Origin of the sequence: Pseudomonas putida (assembly GCF_003228315.1) — a bacterium.
GTDB classification, from domain to species: Bacteria; Pseudomonadota; Gammaproteobacteria; order Pseudomonadales; family Pseudomonadaceae; genus Aquipseudomonas; species Aquipseudomonas putida_S.
Genome location: NZ_CP029693.1, coordinates 1,527,175 through 1,550,005, shown reverse-complemented (window position 1 = coordinate 1,550,005; position 22,831 = coordinate 1,527,175). Strand labels below are relative to the sequence as shown.

21 protein-coding genes are annotated in these 22,831 nt (G+C 62.7%); 10 read left to right on the top strand and 11 right to left on the bottom strand.

What is annotated here, in order from left to right; translation table 11 throughout:
* Positions 1–20: 20 nt before the first annotated feature.
* The gene (locus DKY63_RS06910; protein WP_110963418.1) at positions 21–299 is read right to left on the bottom strand and encodes a Rho-binding antiterminator; all 279 of its coding nucleotides are present in this window, start codon (positions 297–299) and stop codon (positions 21–23) included.
* Positions 300–534: 235 nt separating this feature from the next.
* Positions 535–771, bottom strand: a complete 237-nt coding sequence (locus DKY63_RS32625; protein WP_239499382.1) for a hypothetical protein — start codon at positions 769–771, stop codon at positions 535–537.
* Here DKY63_RS32625 and DKY63_RS06905 point away from each other — a divergent pair.
* The 3 genes from DKY63_RS06905 to DKY63_RS06895 all read left to right on the top strand — a co-directional run bounded on the left by DKY63_RS06905 (position 752) and on the right by DKY63_RS06895 (position 3,614).
* On the top strand, positions 752–1,777 hold the full coding sequence (locus DKY63_RS06905; protein WP_239499381.1) for a helix-turn-helix domain-containing protein: 1,026 nt from the start codon (positions 752–754) through the stop codon (positions 1,775–1,777). The genes DKY63_RS32625 and DKY63_RS06905 overlap by 20 nt on opposite strands.
* 36 nt (positions 1,778–1,813) lie before the next feature.
* The gene (locus tag DKY63_RS06900) at positions 1,814–2,446 is read left to right on the top strand and encodes a PQQ-binding-like beta-propeller repeat protein (protein ID WP_110963416.1); all 633 of its coding nucleotides are present in this window, start codon (positions 1,814–1,816) and stop codon (positions 2,444–2,446) included.
* A gap of 157 nt (positions 2,447–2,603) precedes the next feature.
* On the top strand, positions 2,604–3,614 hold the full coding sequence (locus DKY63_RS06895; protein ID WP_204354307.1) for a GlxA family transcriptional regulator: 1,011 nt from the start codon (positions 2,604–2,606) through the stop codon (positions 3,612–3,614).
* Positions 3,615–3,733: 119 nt separating this feature from the next.
* Here DKY63_RS06895 and DKY63_RS06890 read toward each other — a convergent pair whose 3' ends face one another.
* From DKY63_RS06890 to DKY63_RS06880, 3 genes are all read right to left on the bottom strand, one after another.
* On the bottom strand, positions 3,734–4,594 hold the full coding sequence (locus tag DKY63_RS06890; RefSeq protein WP_110963415.1) for a CAP domain-containing protein: 861 nt from the start codon (positions 4,592–4,594) through the stop codon (positions 3,734–3,736).
* A 153-nt stretch (positions 4,595–4,747) separates the two neighbouring features.
* The gene (locus DKY63_RS06885; RefSeq protein WP_110963414.1) at positions 4,748–5,392 is read right to left on the bottom strand and encodes a helix-turn-helix transcriptional regulator; all 645 of its coding nucleotides are present in this window, start codon (positions 5,390–5,392) and stop codon (positions 4,748–4,750) included.
* Positions 5,393–5,401: 9 nt separating this feature from the next.
* Positions 5,402–6,028: a hypothetical protein gene (locus DKY63_RS06880; RefSeq protein WP_110963413.1), complete on the bottom strand. Its 627-nt coding sequence runs from the start codon at positions 6,026–6,028 to the stop codon at positions 5,402–5,404.
* 361 nt (positions 6,029–6,389) lie between these two features.
* Between DKY63_RS06880 and DKY63_RS06870 the strand changes: the two genes are divergently transcribed.
* Both DKY63_RS06870 and DKY63_RS06865 read left to right on the top strand, forming a co-directional pair.
* On the top strand, positions 6,390–7,055 hold the full coding sequence (locus DKY63_RS06870; protein WP_110963411.1) for a M24 family metallopeptidase: 666 nt from the start codon (positions 6,390–6,392) through the stop codon (positions 7,053–7,055).
* A gap of 215 nt (positions 7,056–7,270) precedes the next feature.
* Positions 7,271–7,699 (top strand): TOBE domain-containing protein, encoded by a 429-nt coding sequence (locus tag DKY63_RS06865; RefSeq protein WP_110963410.1) that lies wholly within the window; start codon positions 7,271–7,273, stop codon positions 7,697–7,699.
* 35 nt (positions 7,700–7,734) lie between these two features.
* Here DKY63_RS06865 and DKY63_RS06860 read toward each other — a convergent pair whose 3' ends face one another.
* Both DKY63_RS06860 and DKY63_RS06855 read right to left on the bottom strand, forming a co-directional pair.
* Positions 7,735–11,838 carry a bifunctional nitrate reductase/sulfite reductase flavoprotein subunit alpha gene (locus DKY63_RS06860; protein ID WP_110963409.1) on the bottom strand — a complete coding sequence of 1,368 codons (4,104 nt, stop codon included), beginning with the start codon at positions 11,836–11,838 and terminating at the stop codon, positions 7,735–7,737.
* 401 nt (positions 11,839–12,239) lie between these two features.
* Complete coding sequence (locus DKY63_RS06855) at positions 12,240–13,142, bottom strand: LysR family transcriptional regulator (protein WP_110963408.1); 903 nt, start codon at positions 13,140–13,142, stop codon at positions 12,240–12,242.
* A 119-nt stretch (positions 13,143–13,261) separates the two neighbouring features.
* Here DKY63_RS06855 and DKY63_RS06850 point away from each other — a divergent pair, with 119 nt between their 5' ends.
* Positions 13,262–14,635, top strand: coding sequence for an MFS transporter (locus DKY63_RS06850; RefSeq protein ID WP_110963407.1), 1,374 nt, complete (start codon positions 13,262–13,264; stop codon positions 14,633–14,635).
* Complete coding sequence (locus DKY63_RS06845) at positions 14,632–15,906, top strand: glucarate dehydratase family protein (RefSeq protein ID WP_110963406.1); 1,275 nt, start codon at positions 14,632–14,634, stop codon at positions 15,904–15,906. Before DKY63_RS06850 ends, DKY63_RS06845 begins: the two co-directional genes overlap by 4 nt.
* A 153-nt stretch (positions 15,907–16,059) precedes the next feature.
* Here the strand turns inward: DKY63_RS06845 and DKY63_RS06840 are convergent, their stop codons facing one another.
* Complete coding sequence (locus tag DKY63_RS06840; RefSeq protein ID WP_110963405.1) at positions 16,060–16,842, bottom strand: alpha/beta hydrolase; 783 nt, start codon at positions 16,840–16,842, stop codon at positions 16,060–16,062.
* Positions 16,843–16,893: 51 nt separating this feature from the next.
* Here DKY63_RS06840 and DKY63_RS06835 point away from each other — a divergent pair, with 51 nt between their 5' ends.
* The 3 genes from DKY63_RS06835 to DKY63_RS06825 all read left to right on the top strand — a co-directional run bounded on the left by DKY63_RS06835 (position 16,894) and on the right by DKY63_RS06825 (position 19,885).
* A complete protein-coding gene (locus DKY63_RS06835) occupies positions 16,894–18,171 on the top strand; it encodes an NTP/NDP exchange transporter (RefSeq protein ID WP_110963404.1) in 1,278 nt (425 codons plus the stop codon).
* Positions 18,168–19,112 carry an aldo/keto reductase gene (locus tag DKY63_RS06830; protein ID WP_204354306.1) on the top strand — a complete coding sequence of 315 codons (945 nt, stop codon included), beginning with the start codon at positions 18,168–18,170 and terminating at the stop codon, positions 19,110–19,112. The genes DKY63_RS06835 and DKY63_RS06830 overlap by 4 nt, the downstream gene beginning before the upstream one ends.
* 119 nt (positions 19,113–19,231) lie before the next feature.
* The gene (locus DKY63_RS06825; protein WP_110963403.1) at positions 19,232–19,885 is read left to right on the top strand and encodes a peroxiredoxin; all 654 of its coding nucleotides are present in this window, start codon (positions 19,232–19,234) and stop codon (positions 19,883–19,885) included.
* Between the two features lie 115 nt (positions 19,886–20,000).
* Here DKY63_RS06825 and yghX read toward each other — a convergent pair whose 3' ends face one another.
* From yghX to glcF, 3 genes are all read right to left on the bottom strand, one after another.
* Positions 20,001–20,888, bottom strand: a complete 888-nt coding sequence (gene yghX, locus DKY63_RS06820; RefSeq protein WP_110963402.1) for a YghX family hydrolase — start codon at positions 20,886–20,888, stop codon at positions 20,001–20,003.
* Between the two features lie 150 nt (positions 20,889–21,038).
* Entirely contained in the window at positions 21,039–21,440 is a 402-nt protein-coding gene (locus DKY63_RS06815; protein ID WP_110963401.1) for a heme-binding protein, read from the bottom strand.
* A 170-nt stretch (positions 21,441–21,610) separates the two neighbouring features.
* On the bottom strand, positions 21,611–22,831 hold the full coding sequence (gene glcF, locus DKY63_RS06810; protein WP_110963400.1) for a glycolate oxidase subunit GlcF: 1,221 nt from the start codon (positions 22,829–22,831) through the stop codon (positions 21,611–21,613).

The window sequence follows — 22,831 nt, the reverse complement described above, 5'->3', positions numbered from 1 at the left end:
CTCCTACAGGGCCGTGGGTATCAGAAGGTGCAGATCGCATCGGAAAACGCCACCCGGCCGAACTGCGCATTGGCATCCAGCGGTGTGATGGCCAGCAGTTGGTCCAGACGGACTTCCTGCTGGCCGTCGGCCGTTTCCAGCAGGAGAAACTCCTCCTTGCTGCTGGCAGTGCGCGTCGTCAGTGCCTTGGCGGTCAGGCGTGCGCCGTCCCTCAATTCGATATCCAGCCGGTAGCCGCGCAGGCAAGCGATTTCCAGATAGTCGTACAGGTCGCAGTTCACGGGCTGATAGGTGTTCATGGCGTTACTCCCGGCAGCTTTGCAGTTTTTTTGGGGGGGCGAGGTGACAGGATAGACGCTGTTGGTGCTCTGGTACCGTGGTGTATCAGATCAAGCGCGTCATCGTTCATCGCGGGCAAGCCCAGCTCCCACAGGTTTCGCATACCTGTGGGAGCTGGGCTTGCCCGCGATGGCGTCAGACCAGGCGCCGCAACCACCCTGAGATAAACTCAATAGCAGCCACCCATCCCAGGAGTCATTCCCATGGCAGGACCGCAATGGACTCGCTGATCACCGCCGCCGCCCAGGCGTTGGCGGCGGGGGATCCGCTGGGGGCGCTGGATCGGGTGGCGTTGCGTGAGGACGCGCCGGCGCTGGCGTTGCGCGGGATTGCCATGGCGCAGCTGGGCGATCTGGTGCGAGCCAGGGAGCTGGTGCGGCGGGCGGCAAGGGCGTTCGGGCCGAGGGAAACGATGGCTCGGGCACGCTGCATGGTCGCCGAGGCCGAGATCGCGCTGGCATCAAGAGAGCTTGGCTGGCCGGTGCAGGCTCTGGAGGCGGCGCGAGAAACGCTGGAGGCGCATGGCGATTGGGTCAACGCGGCCCACGCGCGTTATCTGGATATCCGCCGCTTGCTGTTGATCGGGCAGCTCAACGAGGCGCAGGAAAAACTCGCGCAACTGGACCCGGCCACCTTGCCGATGCCACTGCGGGCCACCCACGAACTGGTGGCGGCGGGCATCGCCATGCGTCACCTGCAATCCCAGGCTGCTCGCGCCGCTTTGGTCAGGGCCGAAGTCGCCGCGCGGCAGTCGGCGATTCCCGCCTTGCTCGCGGAGGTGGACAGCGCCGTACAACAGCTTGATAGCCCCGCCGCGCAACTGATCGTTCAGGGCCAACAACGGCCGCTGTCGCTGGAGGATGTAGAAGCGCTGCTCGCCTCGACATCACTGGTGGTGGACGCCTGCCGCTACGTCGTGCGCGGCGCCGGCATGTCGGTGTCGCTGGCGACCCGCCCCATCCTGTTCATCCTCGTGCGTGCGCTGGCCGAAGCCTGGCCCAACGATGTGCCGCGCGAAACGCTCATCGCCCGGGCCTTCCGCCTGAAACTCAGTGACGAATCCCACCGCGCCCGCCTGCGGGTTGAAATCGGACGACTGCGCGTGGCGCTCAAGCCCCTGGCCGGTATCACTGCCACCAAGCGCGGATTTGCCTTGGTCTCGCAGACATCCCCCGACGTCGTGCTGCTCACACCCCCGGTCGAGGAAAAGTTCGCGGCGCTGTTCGCCTTGCTCAGCGATGGCGAGTCCTGGTCGAGTTCGGCGTTGGCGTTGGCGCTCCGCAGCAGCCAGCGCACCGTGCAGCGAGCCCTCGATACGCTGGCGGCGCAGGGCAAGGTGCAGTCGTTCGGACAGGGCCGGGCGCGGCGTTGGCTGACGCCGTCGGTGCCCGGTTTCGCGACGACCTTGTTACTCCCGGTGCCGCTGCCCGGTGGCTAGGATGAACGCCACCAACCCCTTGCGAGGAACACCGAAATGAAACAGTCAGCAGCTGAAATTCTCCGTGAATACGGTCCCTTCGAAGGGATCGATCACGTACACGGTCTGACCTGGGACGGTCGCCAGGTCTGGTTTGCCAGCGGCGAAAAACTCAATGCCCTGGACCCTGACAAGGGCCAGCCTGTGCGCTCGATCGATGTCGCCGCCCACGCCGGCACTGCGTTCGATGGCAAGCACCTGTTCCAGATTGCCGAGGACCGCATCCAGAAAATCGACCCGCAAACCGGCAAGGTCCTCTCGACGATTCCGGCGCCCGGCGGCGGCAACGATTCCGGGCTGACCTGGGCCGAAGGTTCGCTGTGGGTGGGCGAGTATCGCGAGCGCAAGATCCACCGGATCGATCCGGAAAGCGGCGCGATCCTGCGAACCCTGGAGTCCAACCGCTTTGTTACGGGTGTGACCTGGGTCGAGGGCGCGCTGTGGCATGGCACCTGGGAAGGCGAGGAGAGTGAATTGCGCCGGGTCGATTCGCGCACCGGCGAAGTGCTGGAGAGCCTGAAGTTGCCCGCCGGCATTGGCGTGTCGGGGCTTGAGTCCGACGGCGGCGAGCGGTTTTTCTGTGGCGGTGGCAACAGCGGGAAGGTGAGGGTGGTGCGTCGGCCGGCTTGAGGTTTGGCACTTTCCTGACAATCTTCAGACAACCGGGTGATCGGTTGTCTGAAGTGCAGTATTGCTAACGGGTTTCAATATGCGTAAACAGAGCGGCAAAGTCAGTTCTCAAGGCGTTTAACCCTATGTACTTCATCCAGACAAAAAGAGGCACGCGTTGGTAGAGCGACGTCAGTTCAGCGGTGGCATGAAGGGCAAGAACCTGCGCTACCTCAATGAGCATGAAGGCCAGTCCGTGCGCGCCCGCGCGGGGTTTCTGCTGCTGGAGCATTTTTCCTTGCCGGCGTTCACCCAGGCGTTGGACACGGTGGTCACGGCCAACCTGCTGCGCCCCGAGCTGTTTTCCAGCAAAACCTTTGGCCTGGCCGAAGGGGAAGTGATCAGCGATCTGGGCCTGGTGATCCGTCCCGACGCTTGCCTGAGTCACGCCGAAATTCAGGAACTGGACTTGCTGGTGGTGTGTGGCGGCTATCGCACCGCACTCAAGGCCGATGAAGCGTTGATCAATCTTTTGCAGGACGCCGCCGAGCAGGGCGTGACCCTGGCCGGGGTGTGGAACGGCGCCTGGTTCCTCGGACGCGCCGGTTTGCTTGACGGCTATCGCTGTGCGATCCACCCCGAACATCGCCCGGCGCTGGCGGAAATCGCCAAAATGACCCAGGTCACCAGCGAAGCCTATGTGGTGGACCGCGATCGCATGACCGCCTCCAGCCCGAATGGCACTTTCTATATGGCGCTGGAGTGGATCCGCGGGCTGCACGACAAGGCCTTGACCGACGGCATCGAAGACATCCTGGCGTTCGAAGCCTCCCGTTACCGGCGCATCAAACCCTCGTTGAACGCCTCGGTCTGCGGCCCGCTGCGCGAAGTGATCAACCTGATGGACGCCAACCTTGAAGAACCGCTGGAAATGGAAGCACTCTGCGAATACGCCGGCCGCTCCCGCCGGCAGATCGAGCGGCTGTTCAAGGAACAACTGGGCACCACGCCGCAGCGCTATTACATGGACTTGCGCATCACCGAGGCACGGCGGTTGTTGCAGCACACTTCGTTGAGCATTGTTGAGGTATCGGTGGCTTGTGGTTTTGTGTCGCCGAGTCATTTCAGCAAGTGCTACAGCTCGTACTTTGGGTATCGGCCTTCGAAGGAGACGCGGTTGGTCAAGTAGGGGAGTTTGTTGGGTTGAAGAGCAAAAGATCGCAGCCTGCGGCAGCTCCTACAGAGGACCGTGTTCACATTGCGACGAACACCGGACGTGTAGGAGCTGCCGCAGGCTGCGATCTTTTCTCAAGGCGCCCCGAACAACATGGTCCAGTAAACCCCCTCATCACTACGCGCCTGCGTCGCAAACCCCGCACCCACCTGGGTAAACATCGGGTTCATCAAGTTCGCGCAATGCCCGGGGCTCGCCAGCCAGCCGGCCATGGCCTTGCTCGGTGAGCCCTGGCCGGCGGCGATGTTTTCGCCGATCTGCCGGCCCCGGTAACCGGCGGCCCGTGCCCGATCCGCCGGCATGTCGCCATCCGGGTCTTCGTGGGCGAAGTAGTTGCCGTAGGCCATGGCTTTGCTGTGGCCTTGGGCGGCGGCGCCCAGGTTGGGGTTCCAGGCCAGTGGCCGGGCGGCGGCGAAGCGCTGGCGACCACACATGCGCGGTTTGGCCCGGGCGGCGTTGACTTGCGCGAGCAAGCTTTTGGCAACCGATCGGCCGTCCGCCATCTGGCTGTCCAGCACCGGCTTTGCCAGTACCACTTGCCATTCGCCACGGCTGCGGCTGACGCCGACGTCGCTGTACTGGCTGTCCAGCAGGGCGGAGCAATGTTCTTCCTGCAGCAGGTCGAAGGCGTCGTCGGCATCCTGCGCGCCCACCACGCGAATACTGCGCACCGCCACCGCCTGATAGCCCGACGCCTTTAACCTCTCGCGCATGGCGCCGCCATAACCCACCGGCAACGCCAGATTGGATTTGAGCGCCAGGGGAGACAGTCGTTGAGCGGGGCGGCGGCCGCAGCCTTCGGGGTGGGCGCGGTAATCGTTGATGGCGTCCACCAGTTGGCGCTCCGCACCGGCATGGGCGGGGGCTGCAAAGAGGGGAAGGGAGGTCAACAGGCACAGCGAAGTGAAGCGCAAGGCGAGAGCGGTTTGGCGCATGGGGCGGCAACTCGAAGTGAGATGACAACGGTTTGGGAAGCGTTATTTGCCGCTCTTAGACTGGCGCCCACCAACTAGTTCAAGAGGCTGCCGGGGAGATTTGCCGATGGCGCTGCGTATCCGACGAACGCAGCGGAGGGGGGATTTTTTCCGTCAATGGATTTCGGGTTCAGTGTCCTGCGCAGGCTCACTCGGGCGCAATTTGAAACGACAGACATGCCCGCCACGCACCATGCATTCACTGTGTTCGACATCGGCGCCGCCCAGGGTGCCGATCAAGGCCAGGTCCAGCTCGCAGACCACCGGATGGGCCGCGGCCAGGCGGTGGAACACGCAGTTGTGGGCGACGATCTGCGCATCGCCCGCCGAGCGAAAGAACACCTCGGCCTCGTAGCCCGCTTCATTCATGTGCTGGACGATCTTCGCTTCGTCGACGACCTGCTGTTCGCGGTCCTGGGCCAGTTTGCGGCCCAGGCTGCGCATCAGCGTGGCCAGCGCCTCGGGGCCGATGATGTCGGCCACTTCATCGATCAGCGCGCTGGCCAGCAACTGATACTGGCGCGGGAATTGTTCCCGGGCGTGGTCAGTGAGCCGATACAGTTGCTCCGGCCGCCGCCCCGTCGGCCGGGTCTCGCCGCGCAGCACCAGGCCATCACGCTCCAACGCCGCCAGGTGTTGGCGAATCGCCGTGCGCGTGACCGCCAGGTGCTCGGCCAACTCGTCAATGCTCATGCCGCCGGCATGGTGCAGCAATGCATTGAGCAAGTCCTGCTGTGTTCGGCCCAGTCCTTCCAGCATGTGGCGTCCTCAGAATTTGTCGGGGAATTGTTTGACCAGCGCAGCGGTCAACGCGTCGGCCAGTGCCAGGATGTGCTCGCGCATCATGTCCCAGGTCTTGGCTTCGCCAGCATAGTTATGGGCGGCGAATTCATCGATCTGCGCAATGTGGTGGCCGCCGTGGGCTGCCAGCATGTTCACCAGCGTCGCTTCCGGCAAGTTCGGGTTGGCCTTGGCCAGGAACGCCGCAATGGCCTTGGCATTGCTGGTCAAGTCGGTGACGGCGGCTTGTTTGCCCTTGGCGTCCTTGGCCACCGTGGCATCGCTGTAGTGTTTCACCGCGCCCCAGTGACCGGCCAGCAGTTTGAGCAGTTGGTCAGCCGCTGGCTGGCCGTAGAGCGGGGCGATGCTGTTGGCGATTTGGGTGGCGTTGGCGACCACCTGATCGGCCGCGACCTTGGCCTGTTTCTGATCGCCGGCCTGGTTGGCCTGTGCGTAGGTCCTGATCCAGAAAATGTGCTCGCCCCACAAATCACGCAGCGCCAGACGCGTGGTCAACGCCGCGCTGTCGGCGGTGGGGGAAGCAGCGGGTGTGGCGCTCCAGGCCGGTTGTGCGCAGAAGGCCAGCAGGATCAGAGCCAGTATCTTGATGTTCATGACGGCACCCTCGTGTTGGTTGAGATGACAATATCAATTAAAGCATGAAAATATGTTTTTATTGGGCGAAGGCAAATTGTCGGATCAGTGGTCGATTTCTCGGCTGAATGTGCGGGCCTCATCGCGGGCAAGCCTTGCTCCCACAGGTTTTTGTGTGGATTGAAGCGGGTGGGCGATGCAAAACCTGTGGGAGCGAGCCTGCTCGCGAAAGCGGTCTATCAGTCAGCACTGATGTCGACTGACACTCCGTCTTCGCGAGCAGGCTCGCTCCTACAATGGATTGCGTTTGTTGGCGGGGGTGTCGCAATATAAAAAGCTATATAGCGTTTGGCCTGCACCTACTAAAAACAGGGAATGATTGATGAGTACGGTCTTGAGCAACAAAGAAGCGGTTGGTGAGCGTTATCAGCTGGAAACCATGCGTCACGCCCAGCAGATGACCTGGGAGGCCATCGAGCGCATTGCCCGGGTCATCACCCCCGGCATGCGCGAGTCCGAGGCGCAGTTGCGCGGCAAGGAGGTGTTGGCAGAGATGGGCATGGACCGCATCTGGCACCCGCTGCTGGTGCGCTTTGGCGCCAATACCCTCAAGACCTTCAAGCAGCGTTCCGAAGGCGACCCCGAACTGGGGGAGCAGGACATTTTCTTCATCGACATGGGCGTGGTCTGGCAAGGGCACGAAGGCGATGCCGGCGCGACCTTCACCACCGGTGCCGATCCGCAAATGATCGCCTGTGCCGCGGCGGCCAAGGAATTGTTCGACCGGGTCGAAAGTTTCTGGCGTAGTGAGCGGGTGTCCGGCGTGGCGCTGTATGACTTTGCCGCCGATCAGGCACAGGCCATGGGCTGGAAGCTGAATCTGGACATCAAGGGCCACCGGGTCAGCGATTTTCCCCATGCGATTTATCGCGGCGGGGATCTCGGGGATCTGGATCAGTACCCGAACACCGGCCTGTGGATCCTGGAAATCCAGATCGCCCATCCGGAGCGTCCGTTCGGTGCGTTCTACGAAGATTTGCTGATCTGAACCCGATCTCCCTGTAGGAGCTGTGTAGGAGCTGTCGAGTGCAACGAGGCTGCGATCTTTTAAACGCAAGATCAAAAGATCGCAGCCTGCGGCAGCTCCTACAGGGAATGGGTGCATCCGGGAGAATTGGGTTTGCGTTATGGTTGTTATTACACAACGTTACCGTTGACGATGCGTTGAAAATCTAACCACAAAGTCAACAAGGACGCTTCCCCATGAAAGTCAGTGCACGCAACGTATTCAAAGGCCAGGTCAGCAAGGTTCAGGAAGGCGCCGTCAACGCCGAAGTCAGCCTGACCCTGCCGGGCGGTGAACAACTGGTCGCCGTGGTGACCATGGAAAGCATCCGCAACCTGGGGATTGCCGCCGGCAAAGAGGCTGTTGCCTTGGTCAAGGCGCCTTGGGTGATGTTGATGACCGAATCCAGCGACATCCGCCTCTCGGCTCGCAACTGCCTGCAAGGCAAAGTGCTGAGCGTTACCGACGGTGCGGTCAACGCCGAAGTGGTGATCGAACTGGCCGGCGGTTCCAAGGTGTATTCAATCGTCACCCGTGACGCCGTGACTGAGCTGGGCCTGAAAGCCGGTGTCAGCGCTACCGCCGTGATCAAGGCTTCGCACATCATCCTCGGCGTTCCAGCCTGAGGCTTTGGAGCGGCCTGCATCGTAGGCCGCTCCAGTCAGTAAACATCCCGCAAATACCGCTTCTGCTCGCTCAACTGCCGCCAGTAGTCCGCGGCGCCTTCGGTGCACAACCCGCCATGATCCTGGGCCACCCGGCGCAACGCCTGGTCGACATCTCTGGCCATGTGCGTCGCATCCCCGCAGATGTACAACTGCGCCCCTTCCTGTAGCCAGCGCCACAGCTCGGCACCCTGTTCGCGGATGCGGTCCTGCACGTAGATCTTCTGCGCCTGATCACGGGAAAACGCCAGGCTGAGTTCCGTCAGCAGGCCATCGCGTTGCATGCCTTGCAGTTCGTCCCGGTAATAGAAATCAGTGGCGGCGTGTTGCTCGCCGAAGAACAGCCAGTTCCTGCCCTTGTCACCCCGTGCGCGGCGTTCCTGCAGGAAGGCGCGAAACGGCGCCACGCCGGTGCCGGGGCCAATCATGATCATCGGCAGGTCGCCATCAGCCGGTGTGCGAAAGTGCTTCGACGGCTGGACGAAAACAGGAACGGCGCTGTCCTCGGCGCGGTCGGCGAGGAAGGTCGAGGACACGCCCTTGCGCTTGCCATAACGCACTGCCGCCACCGTCAGGTGCACTTCCTGCGGGTGCGCCTTGGGGCTCGATGAAATGGAATACAGGCGTGGTTGCAGGCGCTTGAGGGTGCCCAGCAGTTCGGTAGCGGTGCAGTCGACGGGAAATTCCTGCAACACGTCTGCCAGTTGCCGGCCCCATAGCCAGTCCTTCAGTTCAGCCTTGCGTTCGCTGCCCAGCAGCTGTTTCATCGCCGGATTGCGGCTGCGTTCGGCGATGAAGGCGAGGGTGTCGCTGTTGGGACGGGCAATTTCAAAGTGCTCGGTCAGAGCCTTGTGCAGCGGCAGTTCGCCGAGCTTGTCGACGGCTACCGTTGTGTTGCCACTCAAGCGCGTCAGCTCCAGCATTTCTGCGACCAGTTCCGGGCAGTTGCGGGGAATGACGCCCAAGGCATCACCCGCTTCGTATTGCAGTTCGGAGTCAGCCAACGACAGGGAAAACATTCGGGTCTCCTTGTTGGCACTCTGCTGGTTGAGTTGAAGGTTGGTCAGCAATCGCGAGGCGTAGGGTTGGGACTTGCTCGGTGTCGACACAGGCGCGGCGGTAGCGACCAGTGACGGTTCCACCTTTACTGATTCGACCGGCAGCAATGCCTGCTGGAATTCAGCCAGCCACTGATCCGCGCGTGCCTCGAATTCGGTGTCGCAATCGACCCGCTCAAGCAGCCTGGTAGCGCCCAGTTCATGCAGGCGCTGATCAAGCTTTTTGCCATGCTGGCAGAACTGGTCATAGTTGGGATCACCCAGCGCGAGCACCGCAAAACGCAGGGATTCCAGACGGGATTCGGTCCCGCTCAAGGACTGCCAGAAACCTTCGCCGTTGTCCGGTGCATCGCCGTCACCGAAGGTGCTGCTGATGACGGCCAGGGTTTGGACGCCGGCGAGTTTACCGGCGGAAAAATCGGCCATCGCGCTCAGTTCGACGACGACACCGCTGTCCCGCAAACGAGCGGCAAAACGTTCGGCCAAGGCTTCGGCATTGCCTGTTTGCGAGGCCCACAACAGGGTCACCGCCGGGGCAGAGTCGGTGACTTCGCCGCTATCAGCCAGTGCCGGACTCGCGCCATCGATCCGACTGAACAGCCCACCCAACACACCATCCAGCCATAACCGGGTGTCGGCGGTCATGGGCGCATTGAGGGGCAGGACAGGCACGCCACTGGCCTGCCGACCCGCCGTGGATTGCAGGCCACTGACGAAGCCGGCCAGGTACAGGCGCTCCTGATTGTTCAGCTTCGGCGAGGGCAGGTGACTGATGCCGGCGATATCGGCAAACGCCTCGATGGACGACATGGCGAGTTCCTCAGGCAAAGGACAAACGGGAAGCGGGACGGCGATGGGGGCGGGCACGTCGAGAAACTGATGCTCGATCAGCTCGACCCGTTGCAGGGCAACCGCGCAGAACTTGAACTCGGGCTGCAGCGAAATCGGGTCGACCGCGTCGTGGGTCACGGCATTGATCGCCAGGTTTTCCCCGAACACATCGTTCCAGTGAAAGGGCGCAAAGCAGTTACCCGGGCGTACCCGGTCGGTCACCACTGCCGGCAGGACGGCCTTGCCGCGCACCGAGCGCACTTCAACGTGATCCTTGTCGCGAATGCCGAAATTGGCGGCATCCTCCGGATGAATCTCGATGAAGGGGCCAGGGTTGAGCTTATTCAGGGTCGCGACCTTGCCGGTCTTGGTCAGCGTGTGCCACTGGTGCTGCAGACGGCCGGTGTTGAGCACGAAGGGGAATTGCTCGTCGGGCATTTCCGCAGGCGACATATGCGGGCGGGCGAGGAAGATGCCCTTGCCGCGTTCGGTGGCGAAGACAATGGCCGGGCGGCTGCCATCGGCCTCGATCTTGAGCGTCTGGCTCAGGCCATTGTTGAGGTAGCGAATCGGATTGCGATCTTCGGCGTCATCCGCCGCGCAAGGCCATTGCAGCGGTTTTTCCTGTAGCCGCGCGTAGCTCGCGCCGCGAATGTCATAACCGGTCCTGGGGTTCCAGGCGCGTTTGATCTCTTCAAATACGTCGGCGGATGAGGCGTAGGTGAATGCCTCGGCGAAGCCCATTTCGCATGCCACCCGGGCAATGATCTGCCAGTCCGCCCGGGCGTCGCCGGGTGCGTCGACGGCCTTGTTCATCAGCGTCAGGTTGCGTTCGGAGTTGATCATCACGCCTTCGGCCTCGGCCCAGAGTGCACCGGGCAGCAGGATGTCGGCGTAGCGATTGGTCTCGGTGTCGAGGAACGCGTCCTGGGTGATCACCAGCTCGGCGGCCTGCAAGCCTTCGATCACCTTGCGTCGGTTCGGCGCCGACGCCACCGGGTTGGTGCAGATGATCCAGCAGGCCTTGATCCGGCCGACAGCCATGTCCTCGAACATCGCCACGGTGCCGCCGCCGGCGTCGCGCGGCAGGCTGCCCGCGGGGATGTTCCACAAATCCTCGATGAATAACCGGTCCGACTCCACCAGCACCGAGCGCTGGCCGGGCAGGCCGGGACCCATGTAGCCCATCTCCCGACCGCCCATGGCATTGGGCTGGCCGGTCAGGGAAAACGGCCCGCTGCCGGGGCGGCAGATGGCGCCGGTGGCCAGGTGCAGGTTGCACAGGGCGTTGGTGTTCCAGGTGCCGTGGGTGCTCTGGTTCAGGCCCATGGTCCAGCAGCTCATCCACTCGGCGGCTTCGCCGATCCATTGTGCCGCCTGACGAATATCCGCCTCGGCAAGGCCAGTGATCTGCGCGACTTTTTCCGGCGGATAGTCCTCAAGAAACCCCGGCATCGCCTCCCAGCCCTCGGTGAACGCCGCGATGAAGTCGGGGTCGGTATGGCCGTTTTTCACCAGCAGGTGCAGCAAGCCATTGAGCAAGGCGAGGTCGGTGCCGGGGCGGATTTGCAGAAACAGCCCGGCCTTGTCCGCCGTGGCACTGCGCCGTGGATCGACCACGATCAACTTCGCCCCGGCCTTGACCCGGTCCATCATGCGCAGGAACAGGATCGGGTGACAGTCGGCCATGTTGGCGCCGATCACGAAGAACAGATCCGCCTTGTCGAAGTCCTGATAGGAGCCGGGCGGCCCATCGGAACCGAGCGACAGCTTGTAGCCGCTGCCGGCGCTGGCCATGCACAGGCGCGAGTTGGATTCGATGTTGTGGGTGCGCACGAAGCCCTTGGCCAGTTTGTTGATCAGGTACTGCGCTTCCAGCGACATCTGGCCGGAGACGTAGAACGACAGGGCGTCGGGCCCGTGGGTATCAAGAATGCCGCGCAGCTTTCTCGCCGTTTCGCTGATGGCCTGGTCCATGGCGATGCGTGCCGGTTGTTGATGACGATCCTGACGCAAAAAAGCGCTTACCATCCGTCCCGAATCGGCAATCGCCTGCCCGCAGGTCGTGCCCTTGGTGCACAGGCGACCGAAATTGGTCGGGTGGGCCTTGTCGCCAACGACCTTGACCACCCGATTGCCCTCGACCTGCATGACGATGCCGCAACCCACACCGCAATAGGGACACACGCTGCGTACGGTTTTGTCTGCCATCCTCGACACCCTGCCAACACCTGATCAATCCACAAATGCAAAAGGCGCCATGCGGCCCTCCGTCCGAAACGGGGGCTACACGGCGCCTTTGTCGTATAGGTGCAATCTGCGTTGACTGCGATTGAGGTGATTGCAAGGGGCGGGCCAGAAGATGCTAGGCCGTGCTGTCAGGACGTTTGAGGTTGTCAGCGGTGCTGGAGCGGCTGATGCATGCACTTTTTTATTGCGGTGCCCGGGCTGAGTGCACCAGCCGATGGCGAACATGCACCTACTGTAGGAGCGAGCATGCTCGCGATGGACGCAAGGGCAACGCGGGGCATCAGGTACCCAGCGTAATCGTTGACGACCATCGCGAGCATGCTCGCTCCTACAGGGGGATGTGTGCACGAGAGATCTGTGAACTACGAGCCCCAACCCTCCCGCACAGCCCGCCGAATTCCCTCCAGCAACATCGCGAACGCCGGGTTGTCGTTGTTCTCGCGCCAGATCAGGTGCAGTTCGCTCTGCACCCCTTCGCCCAGGTCGATGTCGCGGAACACCACGTTCTTGAACACCACGCTGGTGGCGCAGCGGGGCACCAGGGCCAGGCCCATGGCGGCGTTGACCAGGGCGAGGATGGTCAGGGACGAGCCGAGCCATTGCACGTAGTCCGGGGCGACGCGGGCCGAGCGCAGGGTGCCGGTCAGCAGTTCGTTGAAGGGCGGGTAGGCGACGTGGGAGTACATCAGGAACGGCTGGGCGTCGAGGTCCTGCACTGACACCGTGGCCGCCGTGGCCAGGGGATGGGTACTGGGCACCGCCAGCACGAACGGCTCGCGCACCAGGCATTCGGTGGAGTAACCGGGTTCCAGCAGCGGCGCACGGGCGATGCCCAGGTCGACGCGGCGGGCGCGCAGGGCTTCGTGCTGCTGGTAGGTGTTCATTTCCGCCAAATCGATTTTCACGTGGGGCTGGGTCAGTCGGGCCTCGGCAATGACCTTGGGCAGGAACTCGTAAACCGCGCTGCCGACAAAGCTTATGTTGACGGAACCGATATCGCCCTCGGCAAAACGCCGTGCGGTCACCGCCGCTTGCTGGGCGCGCTCCAGCAGGTTCTGCGCTTCGATGAAGAACGCCCGGCCAGCGGCAGTGAGGGCGACGCTGCGGGTGCTGCGGGTGAACAGCTCGACCCCCAGGTGATGTTCCAGCAGTTGAATCTGCCGGCTGAGCGGTGGCTGGGTCATGTTCAGGCGTTCGGCGGCGCGACGGAAATTCAGTTCCGTGGCCACGGTGGTGAAGCAGCGCAGTTGGGTCAGTTCGAACATTGATCTAATCCGGGTATCAATCGAATGCCAAGTTAGATTAGACGGGATCAATGCAGGCGTCCATCATCGGCCTCAGCCCCAGAGCTATCCCTAAAAAAACAATGAATGGGAGTCGCCCCTTGAATACCGTCCAGAGTCCACCCGACCCGAATGTGCTGGCCCGCGCGGCCGCCAAGGTCAAGCGTCACGTCCTGCCGCTGTTCGTGATCATGTTCATCGTCAACTACATCGACCGGGTCAACATCGGCTTCGTGCGCAGTCACATGGAAACCGACCTGGGGATCGGCGCTGCGGCCTATGGCCTGGGTGCCGGGCTGTTTTTCGTCGGTTACGCGATCTTCGAAGTGCCGTCCAACATGCTGTTGCAACGCTACGGCGCCCGCGCCTGGCTGACCCGCATCATGTTCACCTGGGGCGCCGCCGCGATGGCGATGGCCTTCGTGCGCGGTGAAACCAGTTTCTACGTGCTGCGCTTCATTCTCGGCGCCGCCGAAGCGGGTTTCTTCCCCGGCATCATTTATTACTTCACCCAATGGCTGCCTTCGAGCGAACGCGGCAAGGCCATGGCGATATTCCTCAGTGGCTCGGCCATCGCCTCAGTGATTTCCGGTCCGGTGTCCGGCGCGTTGCTGCACATCAACGGCCTAAACCTGCACGGCTGGCAGTGGATGTTCCTGATCGAAGGCTTCGCGTCCATCGTGCTCTGCGGTTTCGTCTGGTTCTGGCTGCAGTCCCATCCACGGCAAGCGAAGTGGCTCAGCGACGAAGAAAAGACCGCGCTGACCACCGCCATCGAGCTGGAGCAGCAGGCTCGCGATGCCAGCCATACGGTCAAGCCATCGATGTTCAAGTTGCTGGCCGACCGGCAGATCGCGCTGTTCTGCTTCATCTACTTCTCCATCGCCTTGACTATTTACGGCGCCACTTTCTGGCTGCCGAGCATGATCAAGAAGATGGGCAACCTCGGCGACTTCCAGGTCGGGCTGTTCAACTCGATTCCGTGGATCATCTCCATCGTCGCGATGTACGGCTTCGCCGCCATGGCCAGCAAATGGAAAAACCAGCAGGCGTGGGTGGCGGTGACGCTGGTGATCGCCGCGTTCGGCATGTTCATGTCCACCACCGGCGGCCCGATCTTCGCTTTCGTCGCCATCTGTTTCGCGGCCATCGGCTTCAAGGCGGCCTCGGCACTGTTCTGGCCGATTCCGCAAAGCTATCTGGATGCCCGGATCGCGGCGGCGGTGATTGCCCTGATCAACTCCATCGGCAACCTCGGCGGCTTCGTCGCCCCGACCACCTTCGGTTTCCTGGAGCAGACCACCGGTTCCATCGAGGGCGGCCTGTATGGCCTGGCGGCGACCTCGCTGGTGGCGGCCATCGTGATCTTCTTCGCCCGCACTTCGCCTCGGGGCAGCGCCCTTGAAGGTGCGCTGGAAAAAAAGCCCCTCAGTCATCAAGCACTGAAATCTGATCCAACGGGAGCAGCCTCTTGAAAATCACACGTGTCACCGTCACCCCCATCGCCTTCCGTGATCCGCCTTTGCTCAATGCCAGCGGCATTCATGAACCCTTCGCGCTGCGTTCGATCATCGAAATCGAGAGCGACAATGGCTACATCGGCCTCGGTGAAAGCTACGGCGACGCCCCGGCACTGGCGATCCAGCAGCAACTGCAAAGCCAGTTGATCGGCCTGGATCCGTTCAACCTCAACCAGCTGCGCGCCATCGTCCAGGCCACGGTAGCGGCGAACAAGCCGGCGAGTATCGCCGGGGCGGAACTGGCGCCCGGTTCCCATGCCAGCAAAGCGGTGAGCAACGCCTACTCGGCGTTCGAAGTGGCGTTCCTCGACCTGCAGGCGCGCTCCTTGAATGTGCCGCTGGTGGACCTGCTGGGCGGGGCGATTCGTGACGAGATTCCGTTCAGCGCCTACCTGTTCTTCAAATACGCGCAGCACGTCGACTCACCCTACAAGCCGGACAATTGGGGCGAGGCACTCAATGAGGAACAGATCGTCGCCCAGGCGCGGCGGATGATCGAGGAATACGGTTTCAAGAGCATCAAGCTCAAGGCCGGGACCTTGCCGCCGGAGCATGAGGTGTCGTGCATCAAGGCGCTGAAAAAGGCCTTTCCGGGCTACCCGCTGCGCATCGATCCGAACGGCAATTGGTCCCTGGAAACCTCGATTCGCATGGCCGAATTGCTGGGCGATGACTTGCAGTATTACGAAGACCCGACGCCAGGCCTGGACGGCATGGCCGAGCTGCACAAGCGCACCGGCCTGCCGCTGGCAACCAACATGGTGGTCACCGACTTCGACGAGTTCCGCCGCAGCGTGGCGCAGAACAGCGTGCAGATCGTCCTCGCCGACCACCACTACTGGGGCGGCCTGCGCGACACCCAGGCGCTGGCGAAAATGTGCGAAACCTTCGGCTTGGGCGTGTCGATGCATTCCAACTCGCACCTGGGCATCAGCCTGATGGCCATGGCCCATGTCGCCGCCTCGGTGCCGAACCTGGACTACGCCTGCGACACCCATTACCCGTGGCAGGAACCGGACGAAGAGGTGATCAAGGGCGGCAAGCTGCCGTTTGTCGATGGCTGCGTGAAGATCACCCGTGCGCCCGGGCTGGGCGTGGAGCTTGACCATGATCAACTGGGCAAGCTGCACGACCAGTACCTGACCTGCGGCATTCGCCAGCGCGATGACGTGAAGCAGATGCAGCGCTACAAGCCGGAGTGGAAGGCGGTCAAGCCACGGTTCTGATGGCCGGGTTAAAAAGAGCATGTAGCAACCTTGGTCCGGGAAGCGTGGTCGCGCTTGCCCGGGCTTTTTTTCGTCCCTGAATCGCTTTTCTGTAGGAGCAAGGCTTGCCCGCGATGGCGATCTCAGGGACGCCATCGCGGGCAAGCCTTGCTCCTACAGGTCTTCCAGTGCCTTGAGGTAGTCGGGGCTGTCACTGATGGAGTTGTGTCCTGTGCCCGCAATTACTTGCAGCGTCGCTACACCCTCGGGGAAATGACTGAACAGCCGCCGGGTGCTGGACGCCGGAATCACTTCGTCATCCGAGGCCGCTATCAACCTCGTCGGCACCGCGATGTGTTCGGCATAGCGCCAGGATTCGAATTTATCGGTCAGCAACCACTGCACCGGAAACCAGCGAAACTGCCGTTCAGCCAGTTCCTCCAGACTGTTGTAAGGCGTGACCAGCAGCAGATTCGCCACCGGGCGCACGCTGGCCAGGCGCACGGCCACACCTGAACCGAGGCTACGCCCAAGCACAGTGATGTGCGGATGATCGGCATAGACCTTGTCGAACAGGGCCATGGCATCGCGGGCGAGCGCTTCTTCGGAGGGCGAGCCGCTGCTGCCGCCGTAACCTCGGTAATGCAGGAAATACAGCGCTTGGTCGGGGAAGGCCGCCGCGAAGGCCGGCAGGCTGCGGGAAACGTCTTCGGCATTACCACCGAAATAGATCAGGGCCTTGGGCCCGGTGTGCGGGCGGGTCGACACGTTCACCTGCGCATCATCGACGGCCAGGCTCAGCAGCGGAGCCAAGGTGTCGGTCCGGGGTTGCGGGTAGTAGATGAGCGCGCGCTGAAACACGAACAGCGCCGCGCACAGCGCCAGGTACAGCGCCGCGAGCAGGACGAGGAGTAACACCAGGTTTCGGGACATTCGGCTAACGTTAGTGGGCGGCATCGACGGCTCCGGGTGCTTTCAGAGTGTAGCGGGCGGTAAAGGAGGGCACCGATGCCCAGGTTGCCAAAATGGCTTGATGTACGGCCTTCTGAACGTTCGGCCCTCGTTTTGGGTTTCGCGTTCCATTTCTGCGTGCTGGCCAGCTACTACCTGGTTCGGCCGCTGCGCGATGCCCTGGGGCTGGAGGGCGGTGCCGACAAGTTGCAGTGGCTGTTCACCGCCACGTTCGTGGTCATGCTGCTGATGGTGCCGATCTTCGGCGCGCTGGCCTCGCGATTGCCGGCCACGCGCTTCGTGCCGCTGATCTACCGCCTGATCGCGGTGTCGATGCTGGTGTTCGGTCTGCTGATCGCCAATCACGTCGCACCGGTGATGGTCGGGCGGGTGTTTTTCGTCTGGATCAGCATCTACAACCTGTTCATCGTCTCGATTTTTTGGAGCGTGCTGGTCGACCGCTTTTCCAGTGAGCAGGGGCGACGGCTGTTCGGTTGCATCGCGGCGGGTGGCACCTTGGGCACCTTCATCGGGCCGTTGCTGGCGGCGACCATGGCCACCCGGCTGGGGCCGGTGGCCTTGACCCTGGCGGCGGCGCTGCTGCTGGAAATCGCCGTGCGCTGCTATCGCGGGTTGCTGTCGCGCACGCAATCACAGTCGGGCAACCGGCAAATCGACGAACGGCGCATGGGCGGCAGCATGCTCGCCGGCATCACCCTGATCCTGCGCTCTCCCTACCTGCTGGGGATGGTGCTGTTCATGCTGCTGCACACCAGTGCCGCGACCTTGTTGTACTTCGAGCAGGGACGGATCGTCGCTGGCAGCTACGCTGATACTGGCAGCAGGACACAATTCTTCGCCGTGGTCGATCTGATCGTCTCGGCGCTGACGTTGACCTTGCAGCTGCTGCTGACCGCGCCGTTGATCCGCTGGGTGGGGATCGGCGGGGCGCTGGTGGCAATGCCCCTGGCGACGATCGTGGCCTTCGCCGCCATGGCGCTGGCGCCGGTGCCGACCACGGTGGCGCTGGCCCAGGGCCTGCGGCGGGCGTTGGAGTTCGCCATTGTGCGGCCGGCGCGCGAAGTGCTGTGGACGGTGGTCAGCCGCGAGGAGAAGTACAAGGCCAAGAACGTGATCGAGACCCTGGTCTATCGTGGTGGCGACGCGGCCAGCGGCTGGTTGTCCGCCGGTTTGACGGCCCTCGGTGCAGGCTTCGGCCTGGTGGCGCTGGTGATCGTGCCATTCGCCGGGGTGTGGGCCTGGACCTGTCTGTGGCTGGCCGGGCAGCAGGCGCGCCGGGCCGCGTCGCCACCACGGGAGAGGGAGATGTCATGAGCCATGCGGACGGTTTGACCCGCAGGGAAATACTCACGCTGGCTGCCGGTGTTTCGGCGGTCCTCACGTTCGCTCCGGCGGTTGCGCAAACCGTGCTGGCGACGGGAACAGGAGGCAAGACCATGCAGACCCGCGCCATTCCTTCGAGCAACGAGCCCCTGCCGGTGGTCGGGCTGGGCACCTATCGCGGTTTTGATGTCGCCCCTGAAGATCCGGCCTATAAACAGTTGCCCGGGGTGCTACGTGCGTTGTTCGAGAAGGGCGGGACAGTGATCGACAGCTCGCCGATGTACGGTCGCGCGGAAGAAAATACCGGCGAATTGCTGTCGATCCACGAGCCGCGCTCACCGGCGTTTCTGGCCACCAAGGTGTGGACCCGTGGCCGCGAAGAAGGGATTGCGCAGATGGAGCAGTCCTTCAAGTTGCTGCAGACCGACCGCATCGACCTGATGCAGATCCACAACCTGCTGGACTGGCAGATCCACCTGCCGACCTTGCGCCACATGAAGGAGCAGGGGCGAATCCGTTACATCGGCATCACCCATTACACCCCATCGGCCTATGAGGAAGTGGAAGCGGTGCTCAAGGCCGAGCCGCTGGACTTTCTGCAAATCAACTACGCCCTGGATGATCGCGGTGTCGAGAAGCGCATCCTGCCGCTGTGCCGGGAACGCGGCGTGGCGGTGATCTGCAACCGGCCGTTCGGTGGCGGCGGCCTGCTCGGCCGGCTCAAGGACAAACCGCTGCCCGGCTGGGCCGCACAGGTCGGGGTCAAGACCTGGCCGCAACTGGCGCTCAAGTTCCTCCTGTCGCATTCGGCCGTGACCTGCGTCATTCCCGGCACCGGCAATCCGCGCTACATGGCGGAGAACGCCGGGGCGGGCTTCGGTCCGGCGCTGACCGATGCGCAGCGTTATCAACTGATCGCGCTGGTGGAATAGGCCTGAACCCGAGCTTTCATGCCGATTTCACCACTGGCCGGCGTGTCATGAAAGCTCTCCTATACTGTCCGCGTTGACTGACCCGCTCCCCAATAAACCTTACTGCCAGGAGATCGAACATGGCCATTCGCATAGGCGACGAAGCACCGGATTTCACCGCCGACACCACCGAAGGCAAGATCAATTTTCACGAATGGATTGGCAACGGCTGGGCCATCCTGTTTTCCCATCCCAAGGATTTCACCCCGGTCTGCACCACTGAACTGGGGTATCTGGCCAAGCTCAAGCCGGAGTTCGACAAACGCAACACCAAGATCCTGGGCTTGAGCATCGACCCGGTCAGCGACCACGAGAAGTGGGTTGGTGATATCGCCGAAACCCAGGGCACAGCCGTCAACTATCCGCTGATCGGCGACGAAAACCTGGTGGTGGCCAAGCTCTACGACATGATCCACCCCAACGCCAGCGGCGGTGCGCGCACGGCGGTGGACAACGCCACTGTACGTTCGGTGTTCCTGGTCGGGCCGGACAAGAAGATCAAGGCGATGCTGATCTATCCGATGAGTGCCGGACGCAATTTCGATGAGGTGCTGCGTCTGCTCGATTCGCTGCAACTCAATGCCAAGCACACCGTGGCCACGCCGGTGAACTGGCGCCCGGGGGAGGATGTGATCATTCCGACGTCGGTGTCGGATGAGGATGCGAAGAAGAAGTACCCGGATGGCTTCAAGACCTTGAAGCCGTATCTGCGGACTGTGGCACAGCCGAAGTAGTCGCTGACCTTGATATGGCCATCGCGAGCAGGCTCGCTCCTACAGTGGATTGTGCGCAACGAAGATCCATTGTAGGAGCGAGCCTGCTCGCGATGAGGCCGGTACTGCTGGCCGATCAAACCAGGTATTTGCGAAACCAACCCAACGTCCTCTCCCACGCCAGTTCAGCCGCCGCCTTGTCATAACGCGGTGTCGAATCATTGTGGAACCCGTGGTTCACGCCGGGATAGATAAACGCTTCATACGTCTTGCCCCCGGCCTTCAATTCCTTCTCAAACGCCGGCCAGCCCTCGTTGATCCGCGTATCCAGTTCACCGTAATGCAACATCAGCGGTGCCTTGATCCTCGGCACGTCCTTGGCTTCCGGCTGGCGCCCGTAGAACGACACGGCGGCGCCCAATTCCGGATAGGCCACCGCCGCCGCATTGGTCACACCACCGCCGTAGCAGAAACCGGTGATGCCGACTTTGCCGCTGCCTTCGGGATGTTTCATCAGCCATTCGACGGCGGCGAAGAAGTCGTTCATCAGCTTTTCCGGGTTGACCTTTTCCTGCAGCTCCTTGCCTTTCTCGTCGTTGCCCGGATAGCCGCCGACCGACGTCAGGCCATCCGGGGCGAGGGCGATGAAACCGGCCTTGGCCAATCGCCGGGCGACGTCTTCGATGTAAGGGTTCAACCCGCGATTTTCATGCACCACCACCACCGAGCCGACTTTGCCAGTGGCCTTGGTCGGGCGCACCAGGTAGCCGCGAACATTGCCGTTGCCCTTGGGAGACGGGTAGGTGATGTACTCGGCGAGGATATCCGGGTCGGTGAACTCCACCTGCTCGGCCAGCGCGTAGTTCGGGCTCAACGAGGCCAGCAGGGCACTGGCGGTCATGGTGCCGAAGGTGAACAGCGCCGCCCGGTCGAGAAATTCGCGGCGGTTGATCAGGCCGTGGGCGTAGTAGTCGTAGAGCTCCAGCAGTTCCGGGGCAAAGTCTTTCGCGGTGAGACGGGTCATCTGTGCGCTTCCTCTTCAACTGGTTGTACGCGATCCACTGTAGGAGCGAGCCTGCTCGCGATGGTCGTCAACGATAACGCTGGCAGCCTGACACCCCACGGTGTTCTCGAGTGCATCGCGAGCAGGCTCGCTCCTACAGGGGGGTGGTGTTTATTTGAGGGATTGCGCGCCGGCCTTCGCCACCTGCGCATCCTGCTCGGCCTTGACCCCGGACACGCCGACGGCGCCGATCACCTGGCCGTCGACGATGACCGGCACACCGCCTTCCAGCGAGGTCAGCAGGGGCGCGGTGACAAACGCGGTACGTCCGGCGTTGACCATCTCTTCATAGCCCTTCGATTCCTTTCGGCCCAGCGCTGACGTACGGGCCTTTTCGGTGGCGATGTAGGCGCTGATGGGCGCCGCGCCGTCCAGGCGTTCGAGGGCCAGGGGATGGCCGCCGTCATCGACGACCACGATGGTCACCGGCCACTGGTTGTTCTGCGCTTCGGTGCGCGCGGCGGTGAGTATTCGCTGTACCTCGGTCTGGCTGAGAATGGCTTTGCTTTTCATCGAATTCTCCAGCGTGTTTGACGTTAAACACAGCCCCTGAGTTCGCCACCAAACCTGTAGGAGCCGAGCTTGCTCGCGATGCACCTGAGAACGCCGCGGGGCATCAGGCGCCCAGCGTTATTGTTGACGACCATCGCGAGCAAGCTCGGCTCCTACAGGGACCGGGGACATCAAGGCAAAGCCGCTTCGACCACCTCGATCCAGTGTTTGACCGGCGTGCGACCCGCGCCGTCGAGGTGGGACTGGCAGCCGATGTTGGCCGTGACAATCACTTCAGGGTAGCCGCTTTCCAGGGCATTCATTTTGTTGTCGCGCAATTGCCGCGACAGCTCGGGCTGGGTCAGCGAATAAGTGCCGGCCGAGCCGCAGCACAGGTGGCTGTCGGGCACGATGGTCAGGTTGAAGCCCAGGCGTTCCAGCACTTTCTCCACGGCGCCACCGAGTTTCTGCGCGTGCTGCAAGGTGCAGGGGCAGTGGAAGGCCAGGCGATGGGCGTTGTGGATGCCGAGTTTTTCCAGCGGCTCATCGCGCAGTACCTCGACCAGGTCCTTGGTCAGCGCGCTGATTCGGCGGGCCTTGTCGGCATAGGCCGGATCGCTGGCGAGCAGGTGGCCATAGTCCTTGATGAAGGCGCCACAGCCGCTGGCGGTCTGCACGATAGCCTCGATGCCGTTCATTTCAATCAGCGGCCACCAGGTATCGATATTGTGCCGGGCGCGATCCAGGCCAGCGGCCTGGGCGTCCAGGTGATAGTCCACGGCGCCGCAGCAACCGGCCTCGCGGCAGGGCGTGACGCTGATGCCGAGCCGGTCCAGCACCCTGGCCGCGGCGACATTGGTATTGGGTGCCAGGCCCGGTTGTACGCAGCCTTCGAGCATCAACACCCGCCGCGCATGCCGGGGTACAGGGCGCGGTTTTCTCTGTGCAGTGCTGCGCGGCAATTTGCTTTGCAGGGTCTCGGGCAGCAACGCGCGGAACATCTGGCCGCCGCTGACCAGACCCTTGAACAGATCCGCATGCGGCACCAGCGTGCGCAGCCCCTCGCGCAGCAGGCGCTGGCCGATGGGGCGCGGTACTGCCGCGTCGACCACCGCGCGGCCGATGTCCAGCAGGTTGTGGTAGTCGACGCCGGACGGGCAGGTGGTTTCGCAGTTGCGACACGACAGGCAGCGATCCAGGTGTTGCTGGGTTTTCTGCGTGACTTCGTTGCCTTCCAGCACCTGTTTGATCAGGTAGATGCGCCCGCGCGGACCATCCAGCTCATCGCCCAGCAACTGGTAGGTCGGGCAGGTGGCGTTGCAGAAACCGCAGTGCACGCAGGTGCGCAGGATGCTGTCGGCTTCTTCGGCGCGGGGCAGTCGGCGGGCGCTCTCGCTCAGGGTGGTCTGCAT

What these genes read in the sequence shown, in the direction of transcription:
- DKY63_RS06905 (WP_239499381.1), top strand. Translation starts at nt 752, where the DNA reads ATGGCTCGGGCACGCTGCATGGTCGCCGAGGCCGAGATCGCGCTGGCA.
- DKY63_RS06815 (WP_110963401.1), bottom strand. Translation starts at nt 21,440, where the DNA reads ATGAAAAGCAAAGCCATTCTCAGCCAGACCGAGGTACAGCGAATACTC.
- DKY63_RS06885 (WP_110963414.1), bottom strand. Translation starts at nt 5,392, where the DNA reads ATGCTGGAAGGACTGGGCCGAACACAGCAGGACTTGCTCAATGCATTG.
- DKY63_RS06890 (WP_110963415.1), bottom strand. Translation starts at nt 4,594, where the DNA reads ATGCGCCAAACCGCTCTCGCCTTGCGCTTCACTTCGCTGTGCCTGTTG.
- DKY63_RS06900 (WP_110963416.1), top strand. Translation starts at nt 1,814, where the DNA reads ATGAAACAGTCAGCAGCTGAAATTCTCCGTGAATACGGTCCCTTCGAA.
- DKY63_RS06880 (WP_110963413.1), bottom strand. Translation starts at nt 6,028, where the DNA reads ATGAACATCAAGATACTGGCTCTGATCCTGCTGGCCTTCTGCGCACAA.
- DKY63_RS06865 (WP_110963410.1), top strand. Translation starts at nt 7,271, where the DNA reads ATGAAAGTCAGTGCACGCAACGTATTCAAAGGCCAGGTCAGCAAGGTT.
- DKY63_RS32625 (WP_239499382.1), bottom strand. Translation starts at nt 771, where the DNA reads ATGCAGCGTGCCCGAGCCATCGTTTCCCTCGGCCCGAACGCCCTTGCC.
- DKY63_RS06870 (WP_110963411.1), top strand. Translation starts at nt 6,390, where the DNA reads ATGAGTACGGTCTTGAGCAACAAAGAAGCGGTTGGTGAGCGTTATCAG.
- DKY63_RS06835 (WP_110963404.1), top strand. Translation starts at nt 16,894, where the DNA reads ATGCCCAGGTTGCCAAAATGGCTTGATGTACGGCCTTCTGAACGTTCG.
- DKY63_RS06830 (WP_204354306.1), top strand. Translation starts at nt 18,168, where the DNA reads ATGAGCCATGCGGACGGTTTGACCCGCAGGGAAATACTCACGCTGGCT.
- DKY63_RS06825 (WP_110963403.1), top strand. Translation starts at nt 19,232, where the DNA reads ATGGCCATTCGCATAGGCGACGAAGCACCGGATTTCACCGCCGACACC.
- DKY63_RS06860 (WP_110963409.1), bottom strand. Translation starts at nt 11,838, where the DNA reads ATGGCAGACAAAACCGTACGCAGCGTGTGTCCCTATTGCGGTGTGGGT.
- DKY63_RS06840 (WP_110963405.1), bottom strand. Translation starts at nt 16,842, where the DNA reads ATGCCGCCCACTAACGTTAGCCGAATGTCCCGAAACCTGGTGTTACTC.
- DKY63_RS06855 (WP_110963408.1), bottom strand. Translation starts at nt 13,142, where the DNA reads ATGTTCGAACTGACCCAACTGCGCTGCTTCACCACCGTGGCCACGGAA.
- DKY63_RS06910 (WP_110963418.1), bottom strand. Translation starts at nt 299, where the DNA reads ATGAACACCTATCAGCCCGTGAACTGCGACCTGTACGACTATCTGGAA.
- glcF (WP_110963400.1), bottom strand. Translation starts at nt 22,831, where the DNA reads ATGCAGACCACCCTGAGCGAGAGCGCCCGCCGACTGCCCCGCGCCGAA.
- yghX (WP_110963402.1), bottom strand. Translation starts at nt 20,888, where the DNA reads ATGACCCGTCTCACCGCGAAAGACTTTGCCCCGGAACTGCTGGAGCTC.